17 protein-coding genes and 2 tRNA genes are annotated in these 20,354 nt (G+C 66.4%); 6 read left to right on the top strand and 13 right to left on the bottom strand.

Annotated elements, in window-relative coordinates:
• On the bottom strand, nt 1-418 hold a 418-nt coding region (locus CXZ05_RS18125; protein WP_258006636.1), incomplete at its 3' end, for a CoA ester lyase.
• 339 nt (nt 419-757) lie between these two features.
• On the opposite strand from CXZ05_RS18125, the gene CXZ05_RS18120 reads away from it, so the two are divergent.
• A complete protein-coding gene (locus CXZ05_RS18120) occupies nt 758-1,795 on the top strand; it encodes an ABC transporter substrate-binding protein (RefSeq protein ID WP_102973907.1) in 1,038 nt (345 codons plus the stop codon).
• A gap of 62 nt (nt 1,796-1,857) precedes the next feature.
• On the top strand, nt 1,858-2,778 hold the full coding sequence (locus tag CXZ05_RS18115; protein WP_102973906.1) for a TauD/TfdA family dioxygenase: 921 nt from the start codon (nt 1,858-1,860) through the stop codon (nt 2,776-2,778).
• Between the two features lie 96 nt (nt 2,779-2,874).
• Here CXZ05_RS18115 and CXZ05_RS18110 read toward each other — a convergent pair whose 3' ends face one another.
• The 5 genes from CXZ05_RS18110 to CXZ05_RS18090 all read right to left on the bottom strand — a co-directional run bounded on the left by CXZ05_RS18110 (nt 2,875) and on the right by CXZ05_RS18090 (nt 8,924).
• Nucleotides 2,875-3,840: an aldo/keto reductase family oxidoreductase gene (locus CXZ05_RS18110; RefSeq protein WP_102973905.1), complete on the bottom strand. Its 966-nt coding sequence runs from the start codon at nt 3,838-3,840 to the stop codon at nt 2,875-2,877.
• Between the two features lie 149 nt (nt 3,841-3,989).
• Complete coding sequence (locus tag CXZ05_RS18105) at nt 3,990-5,699, bottom strand: glycoside hydrolase family 13 protein (protein WP_102973904.1); 1,710 nt, start codon at nt 5,697-5,699, stop codon at nt 3,990-3,992.
• Between the two features lie 53 nt (nt 5,700-5,752).
• Complete coding sequence (locus CXZ05_RS18100; protein WP_102973903.1) at nt 5,753-6,664, bottom strand: carbohydrate ABC transporter permease; 912 nt, start codon at nt 6,662-6,664, stop codon at nt 5,753-5,755.
• Nucleotides 6,664-7,611, bottom strand: coding sequence for a carbohydrate ABC transporter permease (locus CXZ05_RS18095; protein ID WP_102973902.1), 948 nt, complete (start codon nt 7,609-7,611; stop codon nt 6,664-6,666). The genes CXZ05_RS18100 and CXZ05_RS18095 overlap by 1 nt, the downstream gene beginning before the upstream one ends.
• Nucleotides 7,612-7,634: 23 nt before the next feature.
• Entirely contained in the window at nt 7,635-8,924 is a 1,290-nt protein-coding gene (locus CXZ05_RS18090) for an ABC transporter substrate-binding protein (RefSeq protein WP_102973918.1), read from the bottom strand.
• Nucleotides 8,925-9,153: 229 nt separating this feature from the next.
• Between CXZ05_RS18090 and CXZ05_RS18085 the strand changes: the two genes are divergently transcribed.
• Nucleotides 9,154-10,356 carry an ROK family transcriptional regulator gene (locus tag CXZ05_RS18085; RefSeq protein ID WP_102973901.1) on the top strand — a complete coding sequence of 401 codons (1,203 nt, stop codon included), beginning with the start codon at nt 9,154-9,156 and terminating at the stop codon, nt 10,354-10,356.
• Between the two features lie 95 nt (nt 10,357-10,451).
• Here the strand turns inward: CXZ05_RS18085 and CXZ05_RS18080 are convergent, their stop codons facing one another.
• The 3 genes from CXZ05_RS18080 to CXZ05_RS18070 form a co-directional block, all read right to left on the bottom strand.
• Nucleotides 10,452-12,023 (bottom strand): Na+/H+ antiporter, encoded by a 1,572-nt coding sequence (locus CXZ05_RS18080; RefSeq protein WP_102973900.1) that lies wholly within the window; start codon nt 12,021-12,023, stop codon nt 10,452-10,454.
• Nucleotides 12,024-12,145: 122 nt separating this feature from the next.
• Entirely contained in the window at nt 12,146-12,805 is a 660-nt protein-coding gene (locus CXZ05_RS18075; RefSeq protein WP_102973899.1) for an NAD(P)H-binding protein, read from the bottom strand.
• 58 nt (nt 12,806-12,863) lie between these two features.
• Entirely contained in the window at nt 12,864-13,436 is a 573-nt protein-coding gene (locus tag CXZ05_RS18070) for a dihydrofolate reductase family protein (protein ID WP_102973898.1), read from the bottom strand.
• A 229-nt stretch (nt 13,437-13,665) separates the two neighbouring features.
• On the opposite strand from CXZ05_RS18070, the gene CXZ05_RS18065 reads away from it, so the two are divergent.
• Complete coding sequence (locus CXZ05_RS18065; RefSeq protein WP_102973897.1) at nt 13,666-14,409, top strand: HNH endonuclease family protein; 744 nt, start codon at nt 13,666-13,668, stop codon at nt 14,407-14,409.
• A 117-nt stretch (nt 14,410-14,526) separates the two neighbouring features.
• On the opposite strand, the gene CXZ05_RS18060 is transcribed toward CXZ05_RS18065, so the two are convergent.
• The 4 genes from CXZ05_RS18060 to CXZ05_RS18045 form a co-directional block, all read right to left on the bottom strand.
• A tRNA-Met gene (locus CXZ05_RS18060) sits at nt 14,527-14,600 on the bottom strand.
• Between the two features lie 61 nt (nt 14,601-14,661).
• Nucleotides 14,662-14,733: transfer RNA gene (locus CXZ05_RS18055), tRNA-Thr, on the bottom strand.
• A 282-nt stretch (nt 14,734-15,015) separates the two neighbouring features.
• On the bottom strand, nt 15,016-17,115 hold the full coding sequence (locus CXZ05_RS18050; RefSeq protein WP_102973896.1) for a DEAD/DEAH box helicase: 2,100 nt from the start codon (nt 17,113-17,115) through the stop codon (nt 15,016-15,018).
• Nucleotides 17,116-17,537: 422 nt separating this feature from the next.
• Nucleotides 17,538-18,191, bottom strand: a complete 654-nt coding sequence (locus CXZ05_RS18045; RefSeq protein ID WP_102973895.1) for an MOSC domain-containing protein — start codon at nt 18,189-18,191, stop codon at nt 17,538-17,540.
• A gap of 212 nt (nt 18,192-18,403) precedes the next feature.
• Here CXZ05_RS18045 and CXZ05_RS18040 point away from each other — a divergent pair, with 212 nt between their 5' ends.
• Together CXZ05_RS18040 and CXZ05_RS18035 are read left to right on the top strand one after the other, a co-directional pair.
• Nucleotides 18,404-19,120, top strand: coding sequence for a Tat pathway signal protein (locus tag CXZ05_RS18040; RefSeq protein ID WP_102973894.1), 717 nt, complete (start codon nt 18,404-18,406; stop codon nt 19,118-19,120).
• A 2-nt stretch (nt 19,121-19,122) separates the two neighbouring features.
• The gene (locus tag CXZ05_RS18035; RefSeq protein WP_102973893.1) at nt 19,123-20,343 is read left to right on the top strand and encodes a glutathionylspermidine synthase family protein; all 1,221 of its coding nucleotides are present in this window, start codon (nt 19,123-19,125) and stop codon (nt 20,341-20,343) included.
• Nucleotides 20,344-20,354 lie beyond the last annotated feature (11 nt).

Below are 20,354 nucleotides of genomic sequence, written 5' to 3'. Positions count from 1 at the left end.
CTTCGATGCCGAGCGCGGATTCCACGAGCGGGATGACCGGCGTCTTGCCATCCATGCGGTGGAAGGACTCGGTGACCTGGTCAGCCGACTCCGTCTTGGCCAGCATGACGCCGAGCAGCCCCGGCGTGCCGCGCAGGCCCGCGAGGTCATCAGCCCAGAACTTGCTGGTGGCGTCGTTGATCCGCACCCAGGCCTGGCCGCCGCCGGAGAGCCAGTTCACCACGTTCTCGCGGGCGGCATCCTTCTGCGAGGGGTCAACGGCGTCTTCGATGTCCAGGATGATCGAGTCCGCGCGGGACACCGCGGACTGGTCGAAAAGCTCGGTTTTCATTGCGTTGACAAGCAGCCACGAGCGGGCGATCTCGGCGGGGATATTGCGTTCTTGCCGGGTGATCTCGGCTGTGGAGGAAGACGTCATGGTTCTACCGTATCGGGCGCGCGCCCGTATGCGCGACGCAGATCCGCCCCGCAGGGCAGACCAATACGAACAAAAGCCGTCCGCGCAGCGCCCAAATCCCACAGTGTACCGCCCATGGCGGGGATCTTTACTGCCGCCTGTCACGGAGATTCACCCGCCGCAACGGGGCGCATCGTGTCCCGCTGTTGCGCCGTGTTTCCGCGGATTTCCAAGGGTTTCGCGCCGTGACCCGGGCACTTTTCTGCTTCCTCCGAGTGCGTTTACATCGATCCATCGGCCGTTGCAGCGGCCGGAGCGAACGTGGTGAACCAGCCAACCAAACCCCTGAAGGAACCCCCAATGAAACGACACCTGACCATCCTGAGTGCTGCGGCCGCCGTCGTCATCGCCCTGACGGTGTCCGGCTGCGGCGGGAGCGCCGCCGGCGATGACACAGGCGGCGCCGGCGCACCCGGTGCGAATGAAGTGAAGGAGCTCCGCTACCAGGGCTGGGCCAACAGCGTGACCCTGCCAGAGCTGGCGGAGGACCTCGGCTACCTGGGCGACGTCAAGCTGAACTGGGTGGGCAACACCATCAGCGGCCCCCAGGACATCCAGTCCGCAGCGACAGGCCAGACCGACTTCGGCGGCGCCTTTGCCGGTGCCGTGGTGAAGCTCGTGGAGGCCGGGGCTCCGGTGAAGGCCGTCATCAACTACTACGGCGAGGACAGCAAGACCTTCAACGGCTTTTACGTGAAGGAGGACAGCCCGATCAAGACGGCCCGGGACTTCATCGGCAAGAAGATCGCCGTGAACACCCTCGGCGCCCACTCCGAGGCAGTCATCAACACCTACCTCCGCAAGAATGGCCTGAGCGCGGACGAGATCAAGCAGGTCCAGCTGGTGGTGGTTCCGCCGAACGACACGGAGGAAGCCATCCGCCGCGGCCAGGTGGACGCCGGCTCCCTCGGCAGCATCCTGCAGGACAAGGCCGTCGCCAACGGCGGGCTGCGGTCCGTCTTCAGCGACTTCGACCTGTTTGGTGCGTTTGCCGGCGGCCCCTACGTCTTCCGGGAAGACTTCCTCGCCCAGAACCCCAACACGGTCCGGACCTTCACCACGGGCGTGGCGAAGGCCATCGAGTGGGAGCGGGCCACGCCCCGCAAGGAAGTCATTGCCCGGCTCACCAAGATCCTGAAGGAACGCGGCCGCAATGAGAACCCCGCCGCCCTGCAGTACTGGAAGAGCGTCGGCGTCCCGGCCAAGGGCGAGATCAAGGATGAGGACTTCACCCGCTGGGAGGAGTACCTGAAATCCGCCGGCATCATCAAGTCCGGCCTGGATACCAAGAAGCTCTACACCAATGAGTTCAACGGACTCCTGACCGATTCAAAGTAACGCCTGATCCGAATTACCGCCCGATTCAAAAAGTATCCGCAGCACAAAGTGAGGAAAGAACGATGACTGTCATTACCGAAACAAAGCTCGAATTCTCCAAGCTGGGCTCCCGCATCGGCGCCGAGATCCGCGGCCTGGACCTCAGCGGCGCCCTGTCCGCAGAGACCGTTGCAGAAATCCGTGCGGCCCTCAACGAGCACAAGGCCCTCGTGTTCCGCGAAGCCAACATCCTTACCGACGAGGCGCAGGTGAAGTTCGCCAGCCACTTCGGCCCGCTCACCAAGGCGCACCCCACCGTGGCGTCCGTGGCGGGCGAAGAGAACGTCCTCCCTGTGGACAGCGAGAACGGTTCGGCCAACAACTGGCACACCGATGTCACGTTCGTGGTCAACCCGCCGCAGGCGTCCACCCTGCGCAGCATCGACCTGCCGGCCTACGGCGGCGAGACGCTGATCGCCTCCTCCGCCGGCGCCTACAGCGACCTGCCGGACGAGCTGCGGAACTTCGCCGACACCCTCTGGGCAATCCACACCAACGATTACGACTACTCGGTGCCCAAGAACCTGGAGCACGCGAACGCCGAGGAGCGCCGCAAGGAGTTCACCCGGCTCAAGTTCGAGACGGCCCACCCCGTGGTGCGGGTCCACCCGCTGACCGGCGAGCGCGGATTGTTCATTGGGGGCTTCGCGCAGCGCCTGCGGATCGTTGGCCTGTCCAACACCGAGTCCAGGGATATCATCCGCCTGCTCCAGGCCTACGTCACCCGTCCCGAAAACGTGGTCCGCGTGAACTGGGAGCCCAACCAGCTGGTGCTCTTCGACAACCGGATCACCCAGCACTACGCACCGGACAACTACGACGGCCAGCCCCGCAAGCTCAACCGCGTCACCATTGCCGGGGACATCCCGGCGGGCGTGGACGGCAAGCAGAGCCAGTCCCTGAAGGGTGATGCCTCCACGTACTCGGAGATCGCCCCGCTGTAAGGCTGTTTGGGGCAGCCCAGGCCCAACTGACTGGCAGTTAACGTCGTTTTGACGGCTCAAAACGACAACAACTGCGAGCCAGTTGGGCCTTTGGGCTTAAGGGATGTTGCTGCCCCGGGCCGTGACCCACAGCCGGTACCACTCGGCCCGGGTCATGGTCTGGGCCGCGCGCGAGGCCCCGGCGCAGGCCCGGATCCGGTCCGGGTTGGCGGTGCCGATGACCGGAGCGATCCCGGCCGGGTGCTTCATGAGCCACCCCAGCAGCACCGCCTCCACGGTGGTGTCCTTTTCCCGGGCCATCTCCGCCAGCAGCGCGGCCGTGGCGCTCTCTGCCGGCGTGGGCCGTTCGGGCGGGTTGCCGGTGTAGTGGCCGCGGGCCAGTGCGCCGTAGGCCTGCAGCGTGATCCCTTGCCGGGCGCAGTACTCCAGCGTCCCGTGCGGAAAGCTGTAGCTGCCGGCATCGGGATGGTTGACCAGCACGGTGCTCTCCAGCCAGTCGCGCTTGAGCAGGCTGAGCTCCAGCTGGTTGGCCACTACCGGGGTCTCGAGGCTGTCCTGCAGGAACTCGATCTGGGCGGCGGACATGTTGGACACCCCCAGCGCCCGCACCTTACCTTCCGCCATCAGCTTCCCGACGGCGGCCGCCACCTCCGCGGGGTCCGTCAGGGGATCCGGGCGGTGCAGCAGGAGGATATCCACGTAATCGGTGCGCAGGCGCTCGAGGCTGCCGTTCACGCGCTCGATGATGGCGTCGGCGCTCAGGTCGTAGTGGGTCTCCAGCCCCCGCTCGTTCAGCCGGATGCCGCACTTGGTCTGCAGCTGGATGCGCTCCCGTAGCCCGCTGGTGCCGGCCAGGACCTCGCCGAAGACGGCCTCCGCCTTTCCGTGGCGGTAGATGTCGGCGTGGTCAAAGAGCGTAACTCCGATGTCCAGTGCTGCCTCGATGGCCTCAGCCGCGGCTTCGACGTCGGTGATTTCGTGGGGTTCAGTCGACCAGTCCCCGCCCAGGCCCATGCAGCCGTAGAGCAGCCGGCCGTTCGGGACTGCTGTCTGTTCAGTCATGGCATCACTCTTTCACTTGTTCCCGGCACAGCACAGAGGCTGGCGGGGGTACCCACGAGGGCGGTTAAACGGGCCCGCTGGCGTATCCCGGTCAGAGACCGGGATACGCCAGCGGTTTGTTATTCAGTCAGCAGTCATCGCACCAGTGGTCAGCGCAGCCAGGCTGTGGTGTTGGCCGGCAGCTTGCCGCCTTCCAGCGGCGCACTGCTCACCAGCACGGTGCCCCTGGGAAGGTCGACGGCGGTGTCCCCAAAGTTGGTCACCGCCTGCCAGCCACCGGGGCGGCTGAAGTGCAGGACGTCCGGGTTTCCGGTTTCGATCCATGCCAGCTCTTCGTCCGCCTGCAGCTCGCGGCGGAGCTTGAGGGCGGTGCGGTAGAGCTCGAGCGTCGAACCGTGGGTGCCGTCCTGCGCCTCGACAGCGTAGCTGCTGAACCAGTCGGGCTGCGGCAGGTGTGCGCCGCCGTCGCCGAACCCGAAGGACGTCCCTTCCACGGCCCACGGCAGCGGCACGCGGCAGCCGTCGCGGCCCACTTCCACTCCCCTGTTGCGGAAGAATGACGGGTCCTGGCGTTCGGACTCCGGGATGTCCGCCACTTCCTGCAGGCCGAGTTCCTCGCCCTGGTACAGATAGGCGGAGCCGGGCAGGGCGAGCATGAGGAGCGTGGCGGCGCGGGCGCGGCGCTGGCCGAGTTCGGCGTCGAGTTCCTCCTCGGGTCCGCCGGCCAGCAGCCAGGCCTTGCCGTCCTGGCCCTTGGCGTGCTTGCCCTTGGATCCCTTGGGCAGGCCGTACCGGGTGGCGTGCCGGACGACGTCGTGGTTGGAGAAGACCCAGGTCGAGGAGGCGCCGGTGGCGGCCGCCTCGGCCAGGTTGCGGGTGATGATCTCGTGGAACTCCTCGGCGTCGAAGTCCGCCTGCAGGAGGTCGAAGTTGAACGCCTGGCCCAGGCCCTCAGGGCTGGCGTAGCGGGCACGGCGGGTGGCGTGCACCCAGGCCTCGGCGACGGCGGTGCGCGGCGGGTTGTATTCGTTGAAGACCTCGCGCCACTCGGCGTAGACCTCGTGCACCTCGTCGCGGTCCCAGAACGGGTGCGACCCGTCGTCGAACCCGTCGGTTCCGCTGTTGGCGGCGCTCAGCTCCAGCTTGGAGAGCAGCGGTTCGGTGAGGTCCTTGGTGAGCGCGTGCGCCACGTCAACGCGGAAGCCGTCCACTCCGCGGTCGGACCAGAAGCGCAGGGTCTTGAGGAAGTCGTCGCGGATTTCCCGGTTGGCCCAGTTCAGGTCCGGCTGCTCCTTGGCGAAGATGTGCATGTACCACTGGCCGGGGGTGCCGTCCGGTTCGGTGATGCGCTCCCAGGCGGGGCCGCCGAAGACGGAGTCCCAGTCCGACGGCGGGAACTCGCCGTTGGGGCCTTTGCCGTCCCGGAAGATGTACCGGTCCCGCGCGGCGGAGCCCTTCGGGGAGGCCAGGGCTTCCTTGAACCATTCGTGCCGGTCCGAGGAGTGGTTCGGCACGATGTCCGCGATCAGCTTGATGCCGGCGGCGTGGAGCGCGTTGGCCATCTCGTCAAAGTCGTCAAGTGTTCCGAGCTTCGGGTCCACGTTGCGGTAATCGTCCACATCGTAGCCGCCGTCGGCGAGCGCCGAGGGGTAGAACGGGCTGAGCCAGACGGCGTCGATCCCGAGGGATTTCAGGTACGGGACCTTGGCCGTGATGCCCTTGATGTCGCCCAGGCCGTCACCGTTCGAGTCGGAGAAGCTGCGGGGATAGATCTGGTAGACGGACGCTTGGCGCCACCAGTTCGGATCGGCCAGACGGTCGGAATCGGAAAGGGTTGCCAGCGTGGCGGTGGTGGACAAGGGATGATCCTTTTCTTGTGGTTGGGGTTGTTGCTGGACTGGATTTGATGGGTCTACTTGACGGCCCCGCGCATGACTCCGGACAGTACCCAACGCTGGGCCAGGATGTAAACCACCAAAGTGGGGGCCATGGCCATCAGGTAGGACGCGAATGCGAGGCTGTAGTTGGTGTTGAACTCTCCCTGGAAGAGCATCTGCACCACGGGAAGGGTCTGCAGGGCGGGATCGGCGATCATCATCTGCGGCAGCAGGAAGTCGTTCCATGAGCCGAGGAAAGCGAAGATTCCCACGGTGGCGTTCATGGGGGCCAGCAGCGGGAAGATGATTTTGCGGAACACCTGCCATGTGGTGGCGCCGTCGAGCCGGGCCGATTCCTCCAGCTCCACCGGAATGGAGCGGACGAAGGCGATGTACAGCAGCGTGTTGAACGAGATGCCGCCCAGCACGTGCAGGAACACCACGCCGCCCGGGTTGTCCAGGCCGAGGAGGGCCGTCTGCTTGATCAGGGGCAGGATGATCACCGGGAACGGGATGAACATGGCCGAGAGCAGGTACACAAAGGAGCCCCGGAAGAACCTCCGGTTCCAGTTCCTGGCGATGGCGTAGGCCACCAGCGAGCTGCAGGCCAGCGAACCGAGGACGCTGAAGACCGTGACAAAGGCGGTGGACATGAAGGCAACCGGGAAGTTGGTGGCCACGTACGCGGCGGCGAAGTTCTCCCAGTTCACCGGGTTCGGCCAGGCCAGGCCGGTGCCCGTTCCGATCTGCTCCGGGGACTTCAGAGCCATGGCCACGGTGAAGTACAGCGGCAGCAGGACGGTCAGGGACGCCACCAGCATCAGCGCGGTGAGCCACCAGTTGACCTTGTAGCCCTCCCGGCCGGACTTGCGGGTCCTGCCGGACAGGTTCTTCCGGCGGAGCGGGGCGGTGCTGTTCGCCGGCTTGGAAAGTGTGGATGCGGTCATTAGAGAGAAACCCCCCGGCGCTGGATGAGGCGCAGCTGGATGACAGAGATGAGCAGGGTGATCAGGAAGTAGATGACCGCGTTCGCCATCTGGTAGGAGTAGTCCCCGCCCGTGAAGCCGGAGAAGATCCGCATGGCCACGGACTGGGTGGCCATGCCCGGCCCTCCGCCGGTGAGGCCCACGATGATTTCGTAGGTCCCGAGGAAGCCCTTGAAGCCGAGGATCACGTTGATGATGAGGTACCCGAGGATCAGTGGCAGGGTCAGGCTCAGGAACTGCCGGAAGCTGCCGGCGCCGTCGAGGTCGGCGGCTTCATACACCTCGGCCGGGACGCTCTGCAGCCCGGCCAGGTAGATGATGGTGGCGCCGGGAGCCGCCTGCCAGACCGTGACCAGCACGATGGCCAGCCAGGCGAGGTTCTCGTTGGCCAGGATGCTCGTGGCCAGCGGCGTCACGCCGAAGCGCTCCGCCAGCACGGGCAGGGTGTTGGAGAACAGGTAGTTGAACACGAAGGACACCACCAGGGCCGAGAGCACCATGGGGATGAAGAACACGGTGCGGATGCCTGTACGCCACTTGATCTTGGCGTTCAGGCCGAGGGCGATCGCGAGTGCCACGACGTTGACCACCACCGTGGTGGTCAGGGCGAAAACGAACGTGAAGATGTAGGACTGCAGGATGGCCGGGTCCCGGAAGATGTTGACGTAGTTGGACAGTCCGATGAACTTCCAGTCGCCGTAGCCGGCGTAGTTCGTCAGGCTGAAGAACACGCCCACGAGTGCCGGAAGGGTGATGAAGAAGGCGAACAGCGCCAGGACAGGCACCACCATCCAGTAGTAGGTGGGGTCGATCTTGTTCTTGGACCTGACAGCCCGCTTCGTGGCTTTCGAGGGAACTGTCGAAGCGGCGGGCTGGGATGCCTGCGCCATCTCGGAGGTTGTAGTCATGGGGGCTCCTGGATTTGGGCGGATCAGACCGCGGTGCGCTCGGCGACCCGGCGCCATTCGTCGTCAAGGGCGGAAAGGAACTGCTGGCCGTTCTTGCCGTACACGAAGGCCTGGACATAGTTGTACAGCGGTACCGACGGCGGGAAGTAGGTGGTTGCGCCCTGGTAGTAACGCCCCTCGCGCACCGAGGCGGCGAGGCCGGTGATCTGCGGATTCTCGACGGCGGGAGCTTCCTTGAGCGGCGAGAACGCCGCGTTCTTCTCGTTGTACGTGTTCACCACCGAGGGGTCCAGCAGGTAGCTGACGAACCGCCGCGCTGCCGCCATGTTCGGAGTGTTGCGCGTGATGGACAGGGCCATGTCCACGTTCACCCGAACTTTGGTGTCCGCGGGGTTGTTCGTGACGGGCAGCGGGAAGCTGCCGAGCCTGACGTTCTTGTTGGCGGCCACAAGCTGGGAAAGCGCCCACGGGCCCTGCAGGTACATCGCCGCCTGGCCCTTGGCGAACGCAGCATTGCCATCCGCGTAGTTCTTGCTGGCGGCGCCCTTCTGCGAGAACGATGCCAGCTCGAGCATCTTGGGCAGGGCCGGGCCGAAGTTGCTGGTGAACGACTCCGCGGCGTCCGCGCTGATGGCGGCGCCCTTGGCCGTGAGCCTGGCGAAGAAGTGCGCGATGTCCAGGGCGCCGCCGGCCACGTAGTCGAACATGCCCTGCCCGAGGGTCCAGTTGTCCTTGAAGGTGCCGTAGATGGGGGTGATGCCGGCAGCCTTGAACTTCTCGCAGGCCGCGACGAACTCGTCCCACGTCGTGGGGACGGACACGCCCTGGGCTTCGAAGATATCCCGGCGGTAGATGACCCCGGCAGCGGCCAGGGAGAACGGGAGGGCGCTGGTCTCATGCCCGTTGTACTGTCCCCACGAGCTGACCAGGTCCTGGATCTTGGGGTCGATCGTGGACGCGGCAGGCAGGTCGGAGAGGTCCGCGAACACGCCCTTGCGGACGAAGTCGGCGGTGGCCTGGGCGAAGCCGCGGGTCACGACGTCGGGCGGGTCGTTGCGGACCAGGCCCGGAACGAAGTTGCCCTCGTTGAAGTCCTGGATGACGCGGATGTCCGGGTTGAGGGCCTCGAAGTCCTTGATGACCTGGTTGAAGTAGCCCACCACCTCGGGCTTGTTCTGCATGAAGCGCAGCGTGGTGACGCCGTTCTGGCTGCTGGGCACGGAGCCGCAGCCCGCGAGCGGAAGGACAGCTGCAGCGCCGGCGAGGCCGGCCGCCTTGAACAGCGCGCGGCGGCTGAGCGGGGTTGCGTTCACAGTGCGGAGGCCGGGGCGGAGTGCGGGCAGGTGGCGCGGCGTTGCGGCTTCCGGAATTGGCGGTGCTTCGAAGGGCAGTTCACAGTTGCTCCTTTGCAAAAGGCTGAGGAAAAAGCTGGAAGGAGAATCCTGTGGCCGGCGGCCGTCCGGCCCACGTGGTCAGTTTATATGGAATCTAAATTTAGTTCCTCAAGTATTATGTGGGGCAGAGCACAAGGAGGTCAACACCATGTCCGAAATGACGGCGGCCACGCCGCAGCTGCTTCGCCGCGTGAGCGCCGGAGCGGTCCTGGATTTCATGCGCGCATCGGGTGCGGTGACGGTTACCGAGGTCATCCAGGCCACCGGCCTGACCCGGGCCACCGCCATTTCCGTGTGCGAGGACCTCGTGCAGCGCGGGTGGATCATCGAGCTGGAGAACCAGCGCGCCTTTGGCGGCTACCAGAAGGGACGGCCCGCCCGCCGGTTCGAACTCAACGAGCGTGCAGGCTACGTCCTTGGAATGGACGTGGGCTTCTCGAAGGCTACGGTGGTGGTGTCCGATCTTCGCGGCAAGGCCCTGGGACGGGCCAGCCAGCCGTTTGAGATCGAGGACATCTCTGCAGGGGAACGCGTTGCTGTCATTGACCGGGCCGCCACAATGGCGCTGCAAAGTGTGGGGGCCTCCCCCGACGACGTGCTGGCCGTGTGCGCCGGCATCGCCGCCCCGGTGGACCGGAAAGGCAACATCCTGGCCGCCCAGCATTTCTGGGGGCTGTTCGACGTCGGACTTAAGCCCGCACTGGACAAGCTGCACGGATGGACGGTGCTGCTGGAGAACGACGCCAACCTCGCCGCCCTCGGGGACCGGTGGCGGGGCGCGGCGGCGGGCGTGGACGACGTCGTCGTGATCCTGGCCAGTGAGCGCTTCGGTTCGGGCGTCATCGAAGACGGCCGCCTGCTGCGCGGCAGCGGTGGTGGCGCCGGTGAACTCGCGTATCTTGACCTGGTGGAGGGCGTGGGCGACACGTTCGGCATAGCGACGCTGGCGCGGACCTGGGCCGCGGAGGCGCTGGAGGGCACCGCAGAGACGTCCCTCCGCGAACACGCCGCGACAGGGGCCGAGGCGGAGCACGTCTTTGCCGCGGCAGCCGCCGGCGACGCGGTGGCACTGAAGATCCTTGACCGGCTGGCCGACAGGATGGCCCGGGTGATCGGCTCGGTGGCCACCATGATCAACCCCGAACTCGTGGTGATCGGCGGGGCCGTGGCCAACTCTGCGGGGGTCCTGCTCGGGCCCATTGCCGCCCGGCTGCCGGAGTTCACCGCCACCCCGCCGCGGGTGGCGGTCTCGCCGCTGGGCGATTCAATCGTGACAGTGGGCGCGGTCCGGCGGGCCCTGGACTACGTGGAGACGAACACGCTGGACCTGGAGCTCAACCTCCCGGCGTAACCCAGGACAGGCGCGAACGTACAGTTGGGGCCCCAAAATTAGACACTTTTGGGGCCCCAACTGTACGTTCGCGCTGTTCTATTCCGGCATGCCCCCTACTCCGGCATGATCATGGTCCGCAGGTCGAGCTGGCGCAGTACCCTGTCGGCCACCTCGGGGTCCATGTCCGGCTCACTGCGGGCCGCGACGACTTCCTGCCGCGCAGCATCCAGCGCGATGGTCTGGACGGCGATGGCCAGCTCCCTGCCCCGCTCACGCTTCTCGGCCAGGCTCTCGTTGCGAAGGCTGCCGTCCAGCAGTTCGGCATGGAGCCGGGTCATCTTCTCCTTCACGAGCGCCACCTTCTCCGGCGGCAGCTCCTTCATGAGCTCGTTGTCCTTCAGCGCAGCGACGGCAGCTGCCTGCGCACGGCGGGCCAGGAGCCGGGCCGCATCGCGCTCCTCGGTTCCGTCCTGGGATGCATTCAGGACCTTCATGAGCCACGGCAGGGTCAGCCCCGGCAGCACCAGTGTGGCCAGCAGCACCGCACAGGCGATGACCAGCAGTTCATCCCGGGCCGGGAACGGCGTGCCGTCCGCGAGCGTCAGCGGCAGTGCCAGCGCAAGGGCCAGGGTGGCGAGGCCGCGCATGCCGCACCACGTCAGGATCAGGACCTCCTTCGCGGAGGTCGGCTGCAGCAGGTTCTTCCGTTTGCGGGCTGACACCGCCAGCAGTCCCAGCCAGCCGAACCGGACGGCGAACACCAGGACGCAGACCACGACGGCGGTTCCCACCATGCCGAAGATAGCCGCGCCCTCCGTATGGACCACGTCCTGGATTTCGAGCCCCACGAGCCCGAAGGCAAGCCCCGTCACCAGGAGCTCCACCACGTCCCAGAAGGCCGTCCGGGTCACCCGCTCCGCGGCGTCCTGCGGGCGGGTGTGCCGCTGCATCTCCAAGGCGGTGACCACAACGGCGATGACGCCGGAGGCGTGGAATTCCTCCGCCAGGATGTACGCGGCAAAAGGCACCACCAGGGTCACGGCGCTGCGGGCCACCATGGAGGCCACGAGCCGCGTGATCAGCGACGTCAGCCAGCCCATGGCAATACCGACCACGACGGCAAGCGCCGCTCCCACGACGAACTTGAGGACGACGTCGGGCCCTATCCTTGTACCGCCGACGGCGGCGGCAACAGCTGCCTGGAAGATGACGATGGCGGCGGCGTCGTTGAAGAGCCCTTCGCTTTGCAGCACCGTGATCAGCCGCCGGGGCATGTGCACGCGGCCGGCAACGGACTCCACGGCAACCGGATCCGGCGGGGCCACCATGGCTCCCAGCGCGATGGCGGCGGGGATCCCGATCCCCGGGATCATGAGCCAGACGGCGCCGGCGACCGCCGCGGTGGAGATGACCACCAGGGCCACGGCGAGCATGATGAGAGTGCGCCACCGGATCCGGAAGACGGCCCAGGAGCTCCGCTGAGCCGTGGCGAACAGCAGCGGCGGGAGGAAGATCGGCAGGATCAGCTCCGGCGGAATCTCGATGTCCGGGAATCCCGGTATGAAGGTCAGCGCCACGGCCAGCAGCAGCATCAGGACCGGATAGGGCAGCCGCAGCCGGTCCCCGAGACCAACTGCCACAACGGTGGCGAGCAGGAGCCCGACGATGAGTGCCAGCTGGTCCATGTGCCCACTTTCCCCGGAGTGCGCCGCGCCTCTGGACGGAGGGCGGCCGTGCCTTCAACCCTACCGGGGAACACTCCGGGCGCCTCGTCGGTTGCCCTGCTCCCTGCAGGGCTACTCATGCGCTACTGCAGGGCGTCCAGCGCGGCCGCGACCGGCTCGGTGCCGTCGCGGAATTCGATGGTCTTGCCAGCAGTTTCCGGCCGGTCCAGCACCGCGGCGGCAACGATGGCCACGTTTGCGCGCGAGGTGTGCGTGCCGGTGCCGGCGTCCTCGGGGTTCACGTCGATCAGCCCGTTCCCCGGCCCCTCGGTCAGGGAGCCCGGCCCCAGGATGGTCCATTCGAGGTTGGTGCTGCGGAGGTACTCGTCGGCGGCGGCCTTGGCCTCGGCGTAGGCGTGGAAGCTGTGGCCCTCAGGTACCCCGTGGTCCGGGCCTGCGCCAAAGTAGGACACCATCACGTAGCGCCCGACGGCGGCCTCCGCGGCCGCGTCCATGGAACGGATGGCGGCGTCCTGGTCCACCGCGTACGTGCGGGCCGGGTTCCCTCCCCCGGCTCCGGCTGACCAGACCACGGCGTCGTGGTTCCGGAGCGCGGCGGCGATGTCCGCCGTCGTCGAGTTTTCAACGTCAAGGACCGACGGCGATGCACCGGAGGCGGCGACGTCGGCCGCATGGTCGGGGTTGCGGATGAAGGACGTGACGCTGTGCCCCTGTTCCGTGAGGAGGGCGGACAGTTGCAGGGCCACCTTGCCGTGGCCGCCGATGATTGCGATTCGGGTCATGTCCCCATTGTGTCGCAACCCTGTGTCCCTGGCGCTGCACGCGCAGTCCGCCCGCGGGTCATTCCGTCCGGTTGGCGTAGCGGAGGAACACCGTGCCGTTGCCGAACCGCCGCTCCTCGAGCAGCTCAAGCCGGAGGCGGACTTCGTCCGGGAGGAAGCGCTTGCCGCCGCCCACTGCCACGGGCGAGAGGAACATCTGGAACTCGTCCACCAACCCTGCCCGGATGGCCGCCGCAGCGAGCTCCGCGCCGCCCACCGCCAGGTCCCGGCTGGCGTCTGCCTTGAGCCGACCGACGGCGCCGGCGCTGAACTCCCGCTCGATCCTGGTCCGGGCGGTGGTCACGTCCTGCAGGGTGCGGGAGAAGACCACCTTGTCCGCTGCCTTCCAGAGGTTGGCGAAGTCGCGGAAGTAAGCGGGCAGCTCGGCGATCTCGCCGAAGTCCTCCGGATGCTCCCAGGCTGCCATCACCTCGTACATCCGGCGCCCGAGCAGGTGGGTTGCCACCGGTCGCATCAGCTCGTTGACGAAGGAATGCACCTCGGCGTCCGGCTCGGCCCAGTCGAAGTTGCCGTCCCGGTCCGCTATGTAACCGTCGACGGACATGAGCCCGGAGTAGATCAGTCTGGCCATGCCGGCTCCTCTTGTCCGCCTGCCTGCTTGTGTGCCTCCTTCAGCAGTCCGACCTTAGGTTCATGCCGCTCGAAAGACAACGTTTGCGCTGATTTTGGCGGCAGTCGCAGCGTTCCCACAGGATTGCGTCAAGACCTGATCAAGGATCCGATTCTGCCGCATTCCGGCTGACATGCTGGTTGATGCATCAAGCAATTCGTACTGTTCCAGGAACCATCATGGGGGAATCATGCCGCTCGGCACGTTCAATCACACAGGCCCGTTCAAACAGGCCCGACGCCGGGCGGTTGCCGTCACTGCGTCCATCACGTCCGGCCTTTGGGTCCGGTCGCTCTCCGCTACCGCCGTGGCCGCCGGCCTGCTGCTCACCGGGCTGGCCGTCCCCGCCGAGGCTGGCAACTACTATTCCGCGCCGCTGCGCACCGCTGCCCGCGCCCTCGCGGTTGCCGCGGAGAACAACGCCGGCTACGACCGGACCCGCTACTTCGGCACCTGGCTCGACACCAACCGTGACTGCCAGAACACCCGGGCGGAGGTCCTGCTGCAGGAGGCAAAAGTCGCCGCAACGTACACCACCACGCGCCGCTGCACCGTGCGCACGGCCCGCTGGGTCACCAGGTGGGACAACCGCACGCACACCCTGGCGTCGGCCGTAGAGATCGACCACACCGTTCCCGTCCACGAGGCGTGGGGCTCGGGTGCCCGCTACTGGTCGCAGGCTCGCCGGGTGGCGTTCTACAACGACCTCGGCGACGCACGGTCGCTGAACGCGCAGACGGCGGCGCTGAACTCCGCCAAGCAGGCGAAGGGGCCTGAGGGCTGGATGCCGCCGGCCAACCGCTGCGAGTACGTCGGCAACTGGATCGCGGTGAAGATCCGCTGGGGCCTGCGGGTGGACAGCGCCGAGAAGGCAGCCCTGATCCGCTACTCCGACTCCTGCCCGAACGTGCGCATCAGCGTCACCAAGGCTTAGGCCTGCGCGCGAGCCCCGCACCGCCAACCGGCGGTGCGGGGCTTTTTCGTGCTTGGGGGCCCATGCCCAAAAACAAAAGCAGGCCAGGGGCGGTATGCCTCTGACCTGCAGTCTCTGTAGCGGTGGGGAGGCTCGATCTCCCGACCTCACGATTATGAGTCGTGCGCTCTAACCAACTGAGCTACACCGCCATGAATGAGAAAAACCTGTGCCAAGCCGGTCAAGACCGCCTTGACACAGGCCCTCATTCAGAGCCCCCCACCGGAATCGATCCGGTGACCTCGTTCTTACCAAGAACGCGCTCTACCACTGAGCTAGGGGGGCAACGAGTAAATACTCTACCCGAAGATTTCGCACTCAACAAATCGGCGGTTGAATGGGCACTGCGGGGCCGAAAATGCGCGTAAATACAGGCCTGAAGGAGGCAGCGGGCGGCCTCCGGACACTCTTCCAGGGCGGTGCAGGGCGTGGATGTGACGAAGGAAACACGCCGCCACTTCGAACGGCCTTAAATAGAAACGGGCCGGCTGATCAGCCGGCCTGTTTCTATTCGGATGCGGAATTCACCGCAGCGTCATCATCACGCGATTCGTCGCGATGAGGTGACTACCACTTGCCCTTGCGGTTGAAGTCGCGGTGGCCGCCCTCGTTGCCGTGGCGGGGCTTGCGTGCGCCATCACCGTGGCCGCCGAAGCGGGAGTCGCTGGACTGACCCCGGTCGCCGCCGAAGCCGCGCTCGGAACGCTCGCTGTACGAGCGGCCGCCGCGGTCAGCGGAGGAACGCTCGCCGTCGTTCTTGCGGAACTCCTTCTTGAAGCCCCCACCGCCCTTGAAGTTGCCGCCGCGGTCGCCGCCACGGTTGCCCTGGTAGCTGCCACGGTCACCGGAAGGCTTGCGGCCGGAGTCCAGCTCGAGGTGGATCAGCTCGCCGCCGATCCGCGTGCGGGACAGGGCCTTCAGCTGATCGGGGCTCAGGTCGGCCGGGAGCTCCACGAGCGAGTGGTCCGAGCGGATGTCGATGCCGCCGATCTGCGACGAGGAAATGCCGCCTTCGTTGGCGATAGCGCCCACGATGGAACCCGGCATGACGCGCTGGCGCCGGCCGACGGCGATCCGGTAGGTGGCGTTGCCCTCGGTCAGCGTGCGGGTCGGGCCGCGGGAGCCGAAGCCGTCCTTTGACCGTTCGCGCTTCTGGTACTCCGGAGCGGCAGGCAGTTCCTTGACCAGCAGCGGCTGGCCGCCTTGGGCCATCACTGCCAGTGCCGCAGCGATTTCTGCTGCCGGCACGTTGTGCTCTTCCTCGTAGGACGCGATCAGGTCACGGAATGCCGCCACGTCTTCGGACTCGAGCGTCTCGGTGATGCGCTCGGCGAACTTGCCCAGACGCAAGGTGTTGACGGTCTCAGCGGTGGGCAGGTGCATCTGCTCCACAGGCTGGCGCGTGGCCTTCTCAATGGAACGCAGCAGGTACTTCTCGCGCGGAGTCATGAACAGGATCGCGTCGCCGGATCGGCCGGCACGGCCGGTCCGGCCGATGCGGTGCACGTAAGACTCGGTGTCGTGCGGGATGTCGTAGTTGACCACGTGGCTGATCCGCTCGACGTCAAGGCCGCGGGCGGCGACGTCGGTGGCAACCAGGATGTCGATGCGGCCTTCCTTGAGCGCGTCAACGGTGCGTTCGCGCTGCTGCTGCGGGATGTCGCCGTTGATGGCGGCAGCCTGGAAGCCGCGGGCGCGCAGCTTGTCGGCGAGGTCCTCGGTGGCCATTTTGGTGCGGACGAAGGCGATGACGCCGTCGAACTCTTCGACCTCGAGGATGCGGGTCATGGCATCGAGCTTGTGCGGGCCCATGACCTGCAGGTAGCGCTGGCGGGTGTTGGCGCCGGTGGTGGTCTTGGACTTCACCGAGATCTCGGCCGGGTTGTTCAGGTACTGCTTGGACATCCGGCGGATCTGGCTCGGCATGGTGGCGGAGAACAGTGCCACCTGGCGGTCCGACGGGGTCTGCTGGAAGATCTGCTCCACGTCTTCGGCGAAGCCCATGCGGAGCATTTCGTCGGCCTCGTCCAGCACCAGGTACTGGAGCTCGGAGAGATCCAGGGAGCCCTTGGCAATGTGGTCGATCACTCGGCCGGGAGTACCGACGACAACCTGTGCACCGCGGCGCAGGCCGGCGAGCTGGGGACCGTAGGCGGAGCCGCCGTAGACGGGGAGGACGGTGAAGTCATCGATGTGCTTGGCGTACGAGGTGAAAGCCTCGGCAACCTGGAGCGCGAGCTCGCGGGTCGGGGCGAGAACCAGGGCCTGCGTCTTGCGGGACGGGCCGTTGAGGTCGTGGAGCTCAGCCAGGCGGGACAGTGCCGGTACTGCGAATGCTGCAGTCTTACCGGTGCCGGTCTGGGCGAGGCCCACGACGTCGCGGCCTTCAAGCAGCAGCGGGATGGTTGCTGCCTGGATCGGGGAAGGCTTTTCGTAGCCGACGTCCTGCAGGGCGGCCAGCACGCGGCCGTCGATGCCGAGATCGGCGAACTTCACGCCTTCTTCATCGTCTTCATCGGCCTTGGCAGCGGGGGCCTCAGCGGCAGGGGCTGCGGCCGCGGCGGGCTCGGCTGCGGGGACAGCAGCCTCGGTGAATTCAACGTTGGCGGTTTCGGCGGTCGCCTCAGCGGCTTCGGTGTTGTTGGCGTCGTCGTGATTTTCGGGCATAGGGAGATGTTCCTCATCCATAGGGGGCCAGGCGGCACAACCCGAGGTGAGCGGAGCCGCAGTACATGTGCCGTGGGCGCCGGGCATACATTGACCGGCCGGTCACGTAGAAGTCCGGCGCTTTCGCAATCCCGTGGCAGGACTTCACACTGCATCTCTTGGCTGCTATCCCAGCAGTCTGTACAGCGTTTTCTTCAGCCGGCTCTCCCTATGAAACTGCCCGCATCACATTTGCGGGCCCCAACACTTGCCAGTCCTGCCTCAAAAATTGGGCAGGAATAAGGGATTTCCGGAGTGGGGGATATTTCTAGTGTAGGGCATGACCCCGCATGAGAACGAACCGAGGGGCCTGCAGGGGCGGTGAGCTTGCGCACACGCGGCATTTCTGCGCCGGTTTCCGCCGCAACCGTATCCCTCGCGTGCTAACGGTCGACGCGGCGGAGCATCTTCTCGAACCGGTCGTGGTACTCGGGCTGCAGCCGGATTTCGCCGTCGGCCTCGGCGTCGCGCAGGGCTTCGATGGCATCGACGTCAGGCTCGCTGAACCAGCGGCCGACGGTCACACCATGCTTCGGAACGAAGAGACGGTGAACGTGGTCGCCTGCCTGCACAGAGCCGGTCCTGGTGACGCGCAGGTAGGCGCCCACCCGGCCTGCCTGCGTGAAGCGCTTGACCCACTGGGCCTCGTCCATGCGCCGCTGGAAGGTCGCACATGGAACACGCGGCGAGGTGACCTCAACTTCAACATCCAGCCCGATCCGCCAACGTTCGCCGATGACGGCGCCAGTCGTTTCGATTCCCGCAACGCGCAGGTTTTCACCGAAGATCCCCGGCGGCAGTTCGCGCTGCAGCTCCCCGGTCCAGTAGTCGGCGTCGGCCTGGGAATAGGCGTAAAGCGCCTGGTCCTCTCCCCCGTGGTGGATGCGGCTGGCCTGGATGTCGCCGTGCAAACCAAGCTTGTGCACCTTCACCGGCCCGTCCACGGGCCGCTTGTCGATGGCAGTGACGCCCACGCTTCCCTCGTCCGGAAGGAGCTGGTGAACCCGGCAAACGGCAAGAAGAGTGGCTGTGTGCATGGCATTAGTCTAGGTTCTCGGCCTGACCAGCGCTTTTGGTGGTTCGAGGGACCGCTGTGCGAGGAAATTTATTCACCGCAGCACCTTCCAGCCACTAGGCTTGCTGCAGTGTTTACCGGCTGGACGGACAGCCGGTTCCGCCGGTCGCAGCCAAGCGTTCCGGCCGCCAACAGCACCCGCGTTTCAGCAGCGTGGAGCAGCAGGGGGGAACCATGGACCCGGAGAAGGACCCGAGCAAAGACGCTCACGGGGGCCGGAGCGACGACGTGTCCGGCGGGGACGGCCCGGCCAAGCCGCCGCCATGGCAGGTGCCAACGCCTGAGCTCCACCCCGAGCTGCTGACCCCCGGCACGCCGGGACAGGAAGGCCCGGGACGGGAAGGCCCTGGACAGGAAAGCGCTGGAAAGCCAGGCACGGGCAAGGCCCGCAAGGGAACCGCGGGCCCACAAAAGCAAGGCACAGGCAACCAGAACCAAACCGGCTTTCCCCAGCCCAGCCCCGTCTTCGACCCGTTCGCCCGTGACCGCGAGCGCGACGCCGCAGCACGGAAGAAGCGGTCCCAGCGCCGCACAGTGGTGGTGGGCCTTGGCGTCACTGCGCTCCTGGCCGGCACCATCACGGCGATCGTGGCCAGCAACGAGCAGGACCCTGACTACGCCCAGGTCTGCTTCAACGAGCAGACGGGCGAGCGCGTCGAGGACACCCAGTGCAACAGCTCGGCCGGACGCGGCGGGGCCCTCTATGCCTGGTACTTCTATGCGCGCGGCGCCAGCGTTCCGGGCATCGGCCAGAACCGGACGGCCTATCCCAACTTCACCAGGACGGTGCCGCAGGGGGCCAAGACGTCCACGGGCTACAGCAGCAAGGGCGGCACTGTCAGCAGGGGCGGCTTCGGCAGCAGCTCCAAGGGCGGAAGCACGGGAGGCTAGGCGTGAAGCGGTTACTTTCGGAGCCCCGGCCGGACTGGAAGCAGAAAATCGAGGAACAGGGCTTGGTGTTCTCCACCACCACCCTGCCCGGCGGCAAGAAGATCGAGTACTGGAACGAGGCCGCCTACTACGAATTCAGCATGGACGAGGTGGAGGCGCTCGAGGTCACAGCCGAGGACATGCACAGCATGTGCCTGGAAGCAGCAAAGTTCCTGGCAACGGGCGCCATGGGCCCGATCGGCATCGGACCGCAGGCGCTGGAACTGGCCGCAGAGTCGCTGCAGGCCGGGGACGTGGACATCTACGGCCGCTTCGATTTCATCTATGACGGCCAGGGCGGCGCCGCCAAGATGCTCGAGTACAACGCGGACACTCCCACCGGCCTCATCGAGGCGGCCGTGGCCCAGTGGTTCTGGCTGCAGGACGTCTTCCCGGAGAAGGACCAGTGGAACGGGATCCACGAGGCACTGATCCGGCAGTGGAAGAAGCTGCAGTACCGCACGGGGATGAGCACGCTGCACGTGGCCCACTCCGAGGCCGAAGAATCAGGCGAGGACTGGATGACGGCCGCCTACATGCGGGACGTGGCCGGCCAGGCCGGGTGGACCACCATCGGCATCAACATGTCGGACATCGGCTGGGACCCCAACCTGAAGCGCTTTGTGGACATGGACAACTTCATGATCAGCACCATCTTCAAGCTCTACCCGTGGGAGCTGATGATGAAGGAGCCCTTCGGCCACCGCCTGCTGCAGCGCTCGCACAATCCCCGCTGGGTGGAACCGGCCTGGAAAATGCTGCTGTCCAACAAGGCGCTTCTGGCCGCCCTTTGGCACCTCTACCCCGACCACCCGAACCTGCTGCCCGCCTACCTCAATGATCCCGGCCCGCTGCGGGAGTGGGTGGCCAAGCCGCTGCACGGCCGCGAAGGCGACAACATCCGGATCCATGCGGAGGGCATCAGTCTGGAGAAGCCGGGCGGATACGGCCGCGAAGGCTGGTGCTACCAGCAGTACCACTCCCTCCCCGACTTCGACGGCAACCACCCGGTCCTGGGCCTGTGGGTGGTGGACGGCGAGTCGGTGGGCTGTGGCATCCGCGAGTCCGACGGGCCGGTCACCGATTATTTCTGCCGCTTCGTCCCGAACACCATCGACGCGCCGGCGCCGCTGAGCGTCCAGGCGGCGCAGGCCAACGCGAACAAGGCAGGTACAGCCATATGAGAACAGGTGCT

Origin of the sequence: Arthrobacter sp. AFG20, assembly GCF_002892795.1 — a bacterium.
Classification (GTDB): Bacteria; Actinomycetota; Actinomycetes; order Actinomycetales; family Micrococcaceae; genus Arthrobacter.
The sequence above is the reverse complement of the archived record's forward strand: the minus strand, read 5'-3'. Positions and strand labels throughout refer to the sequence as shown.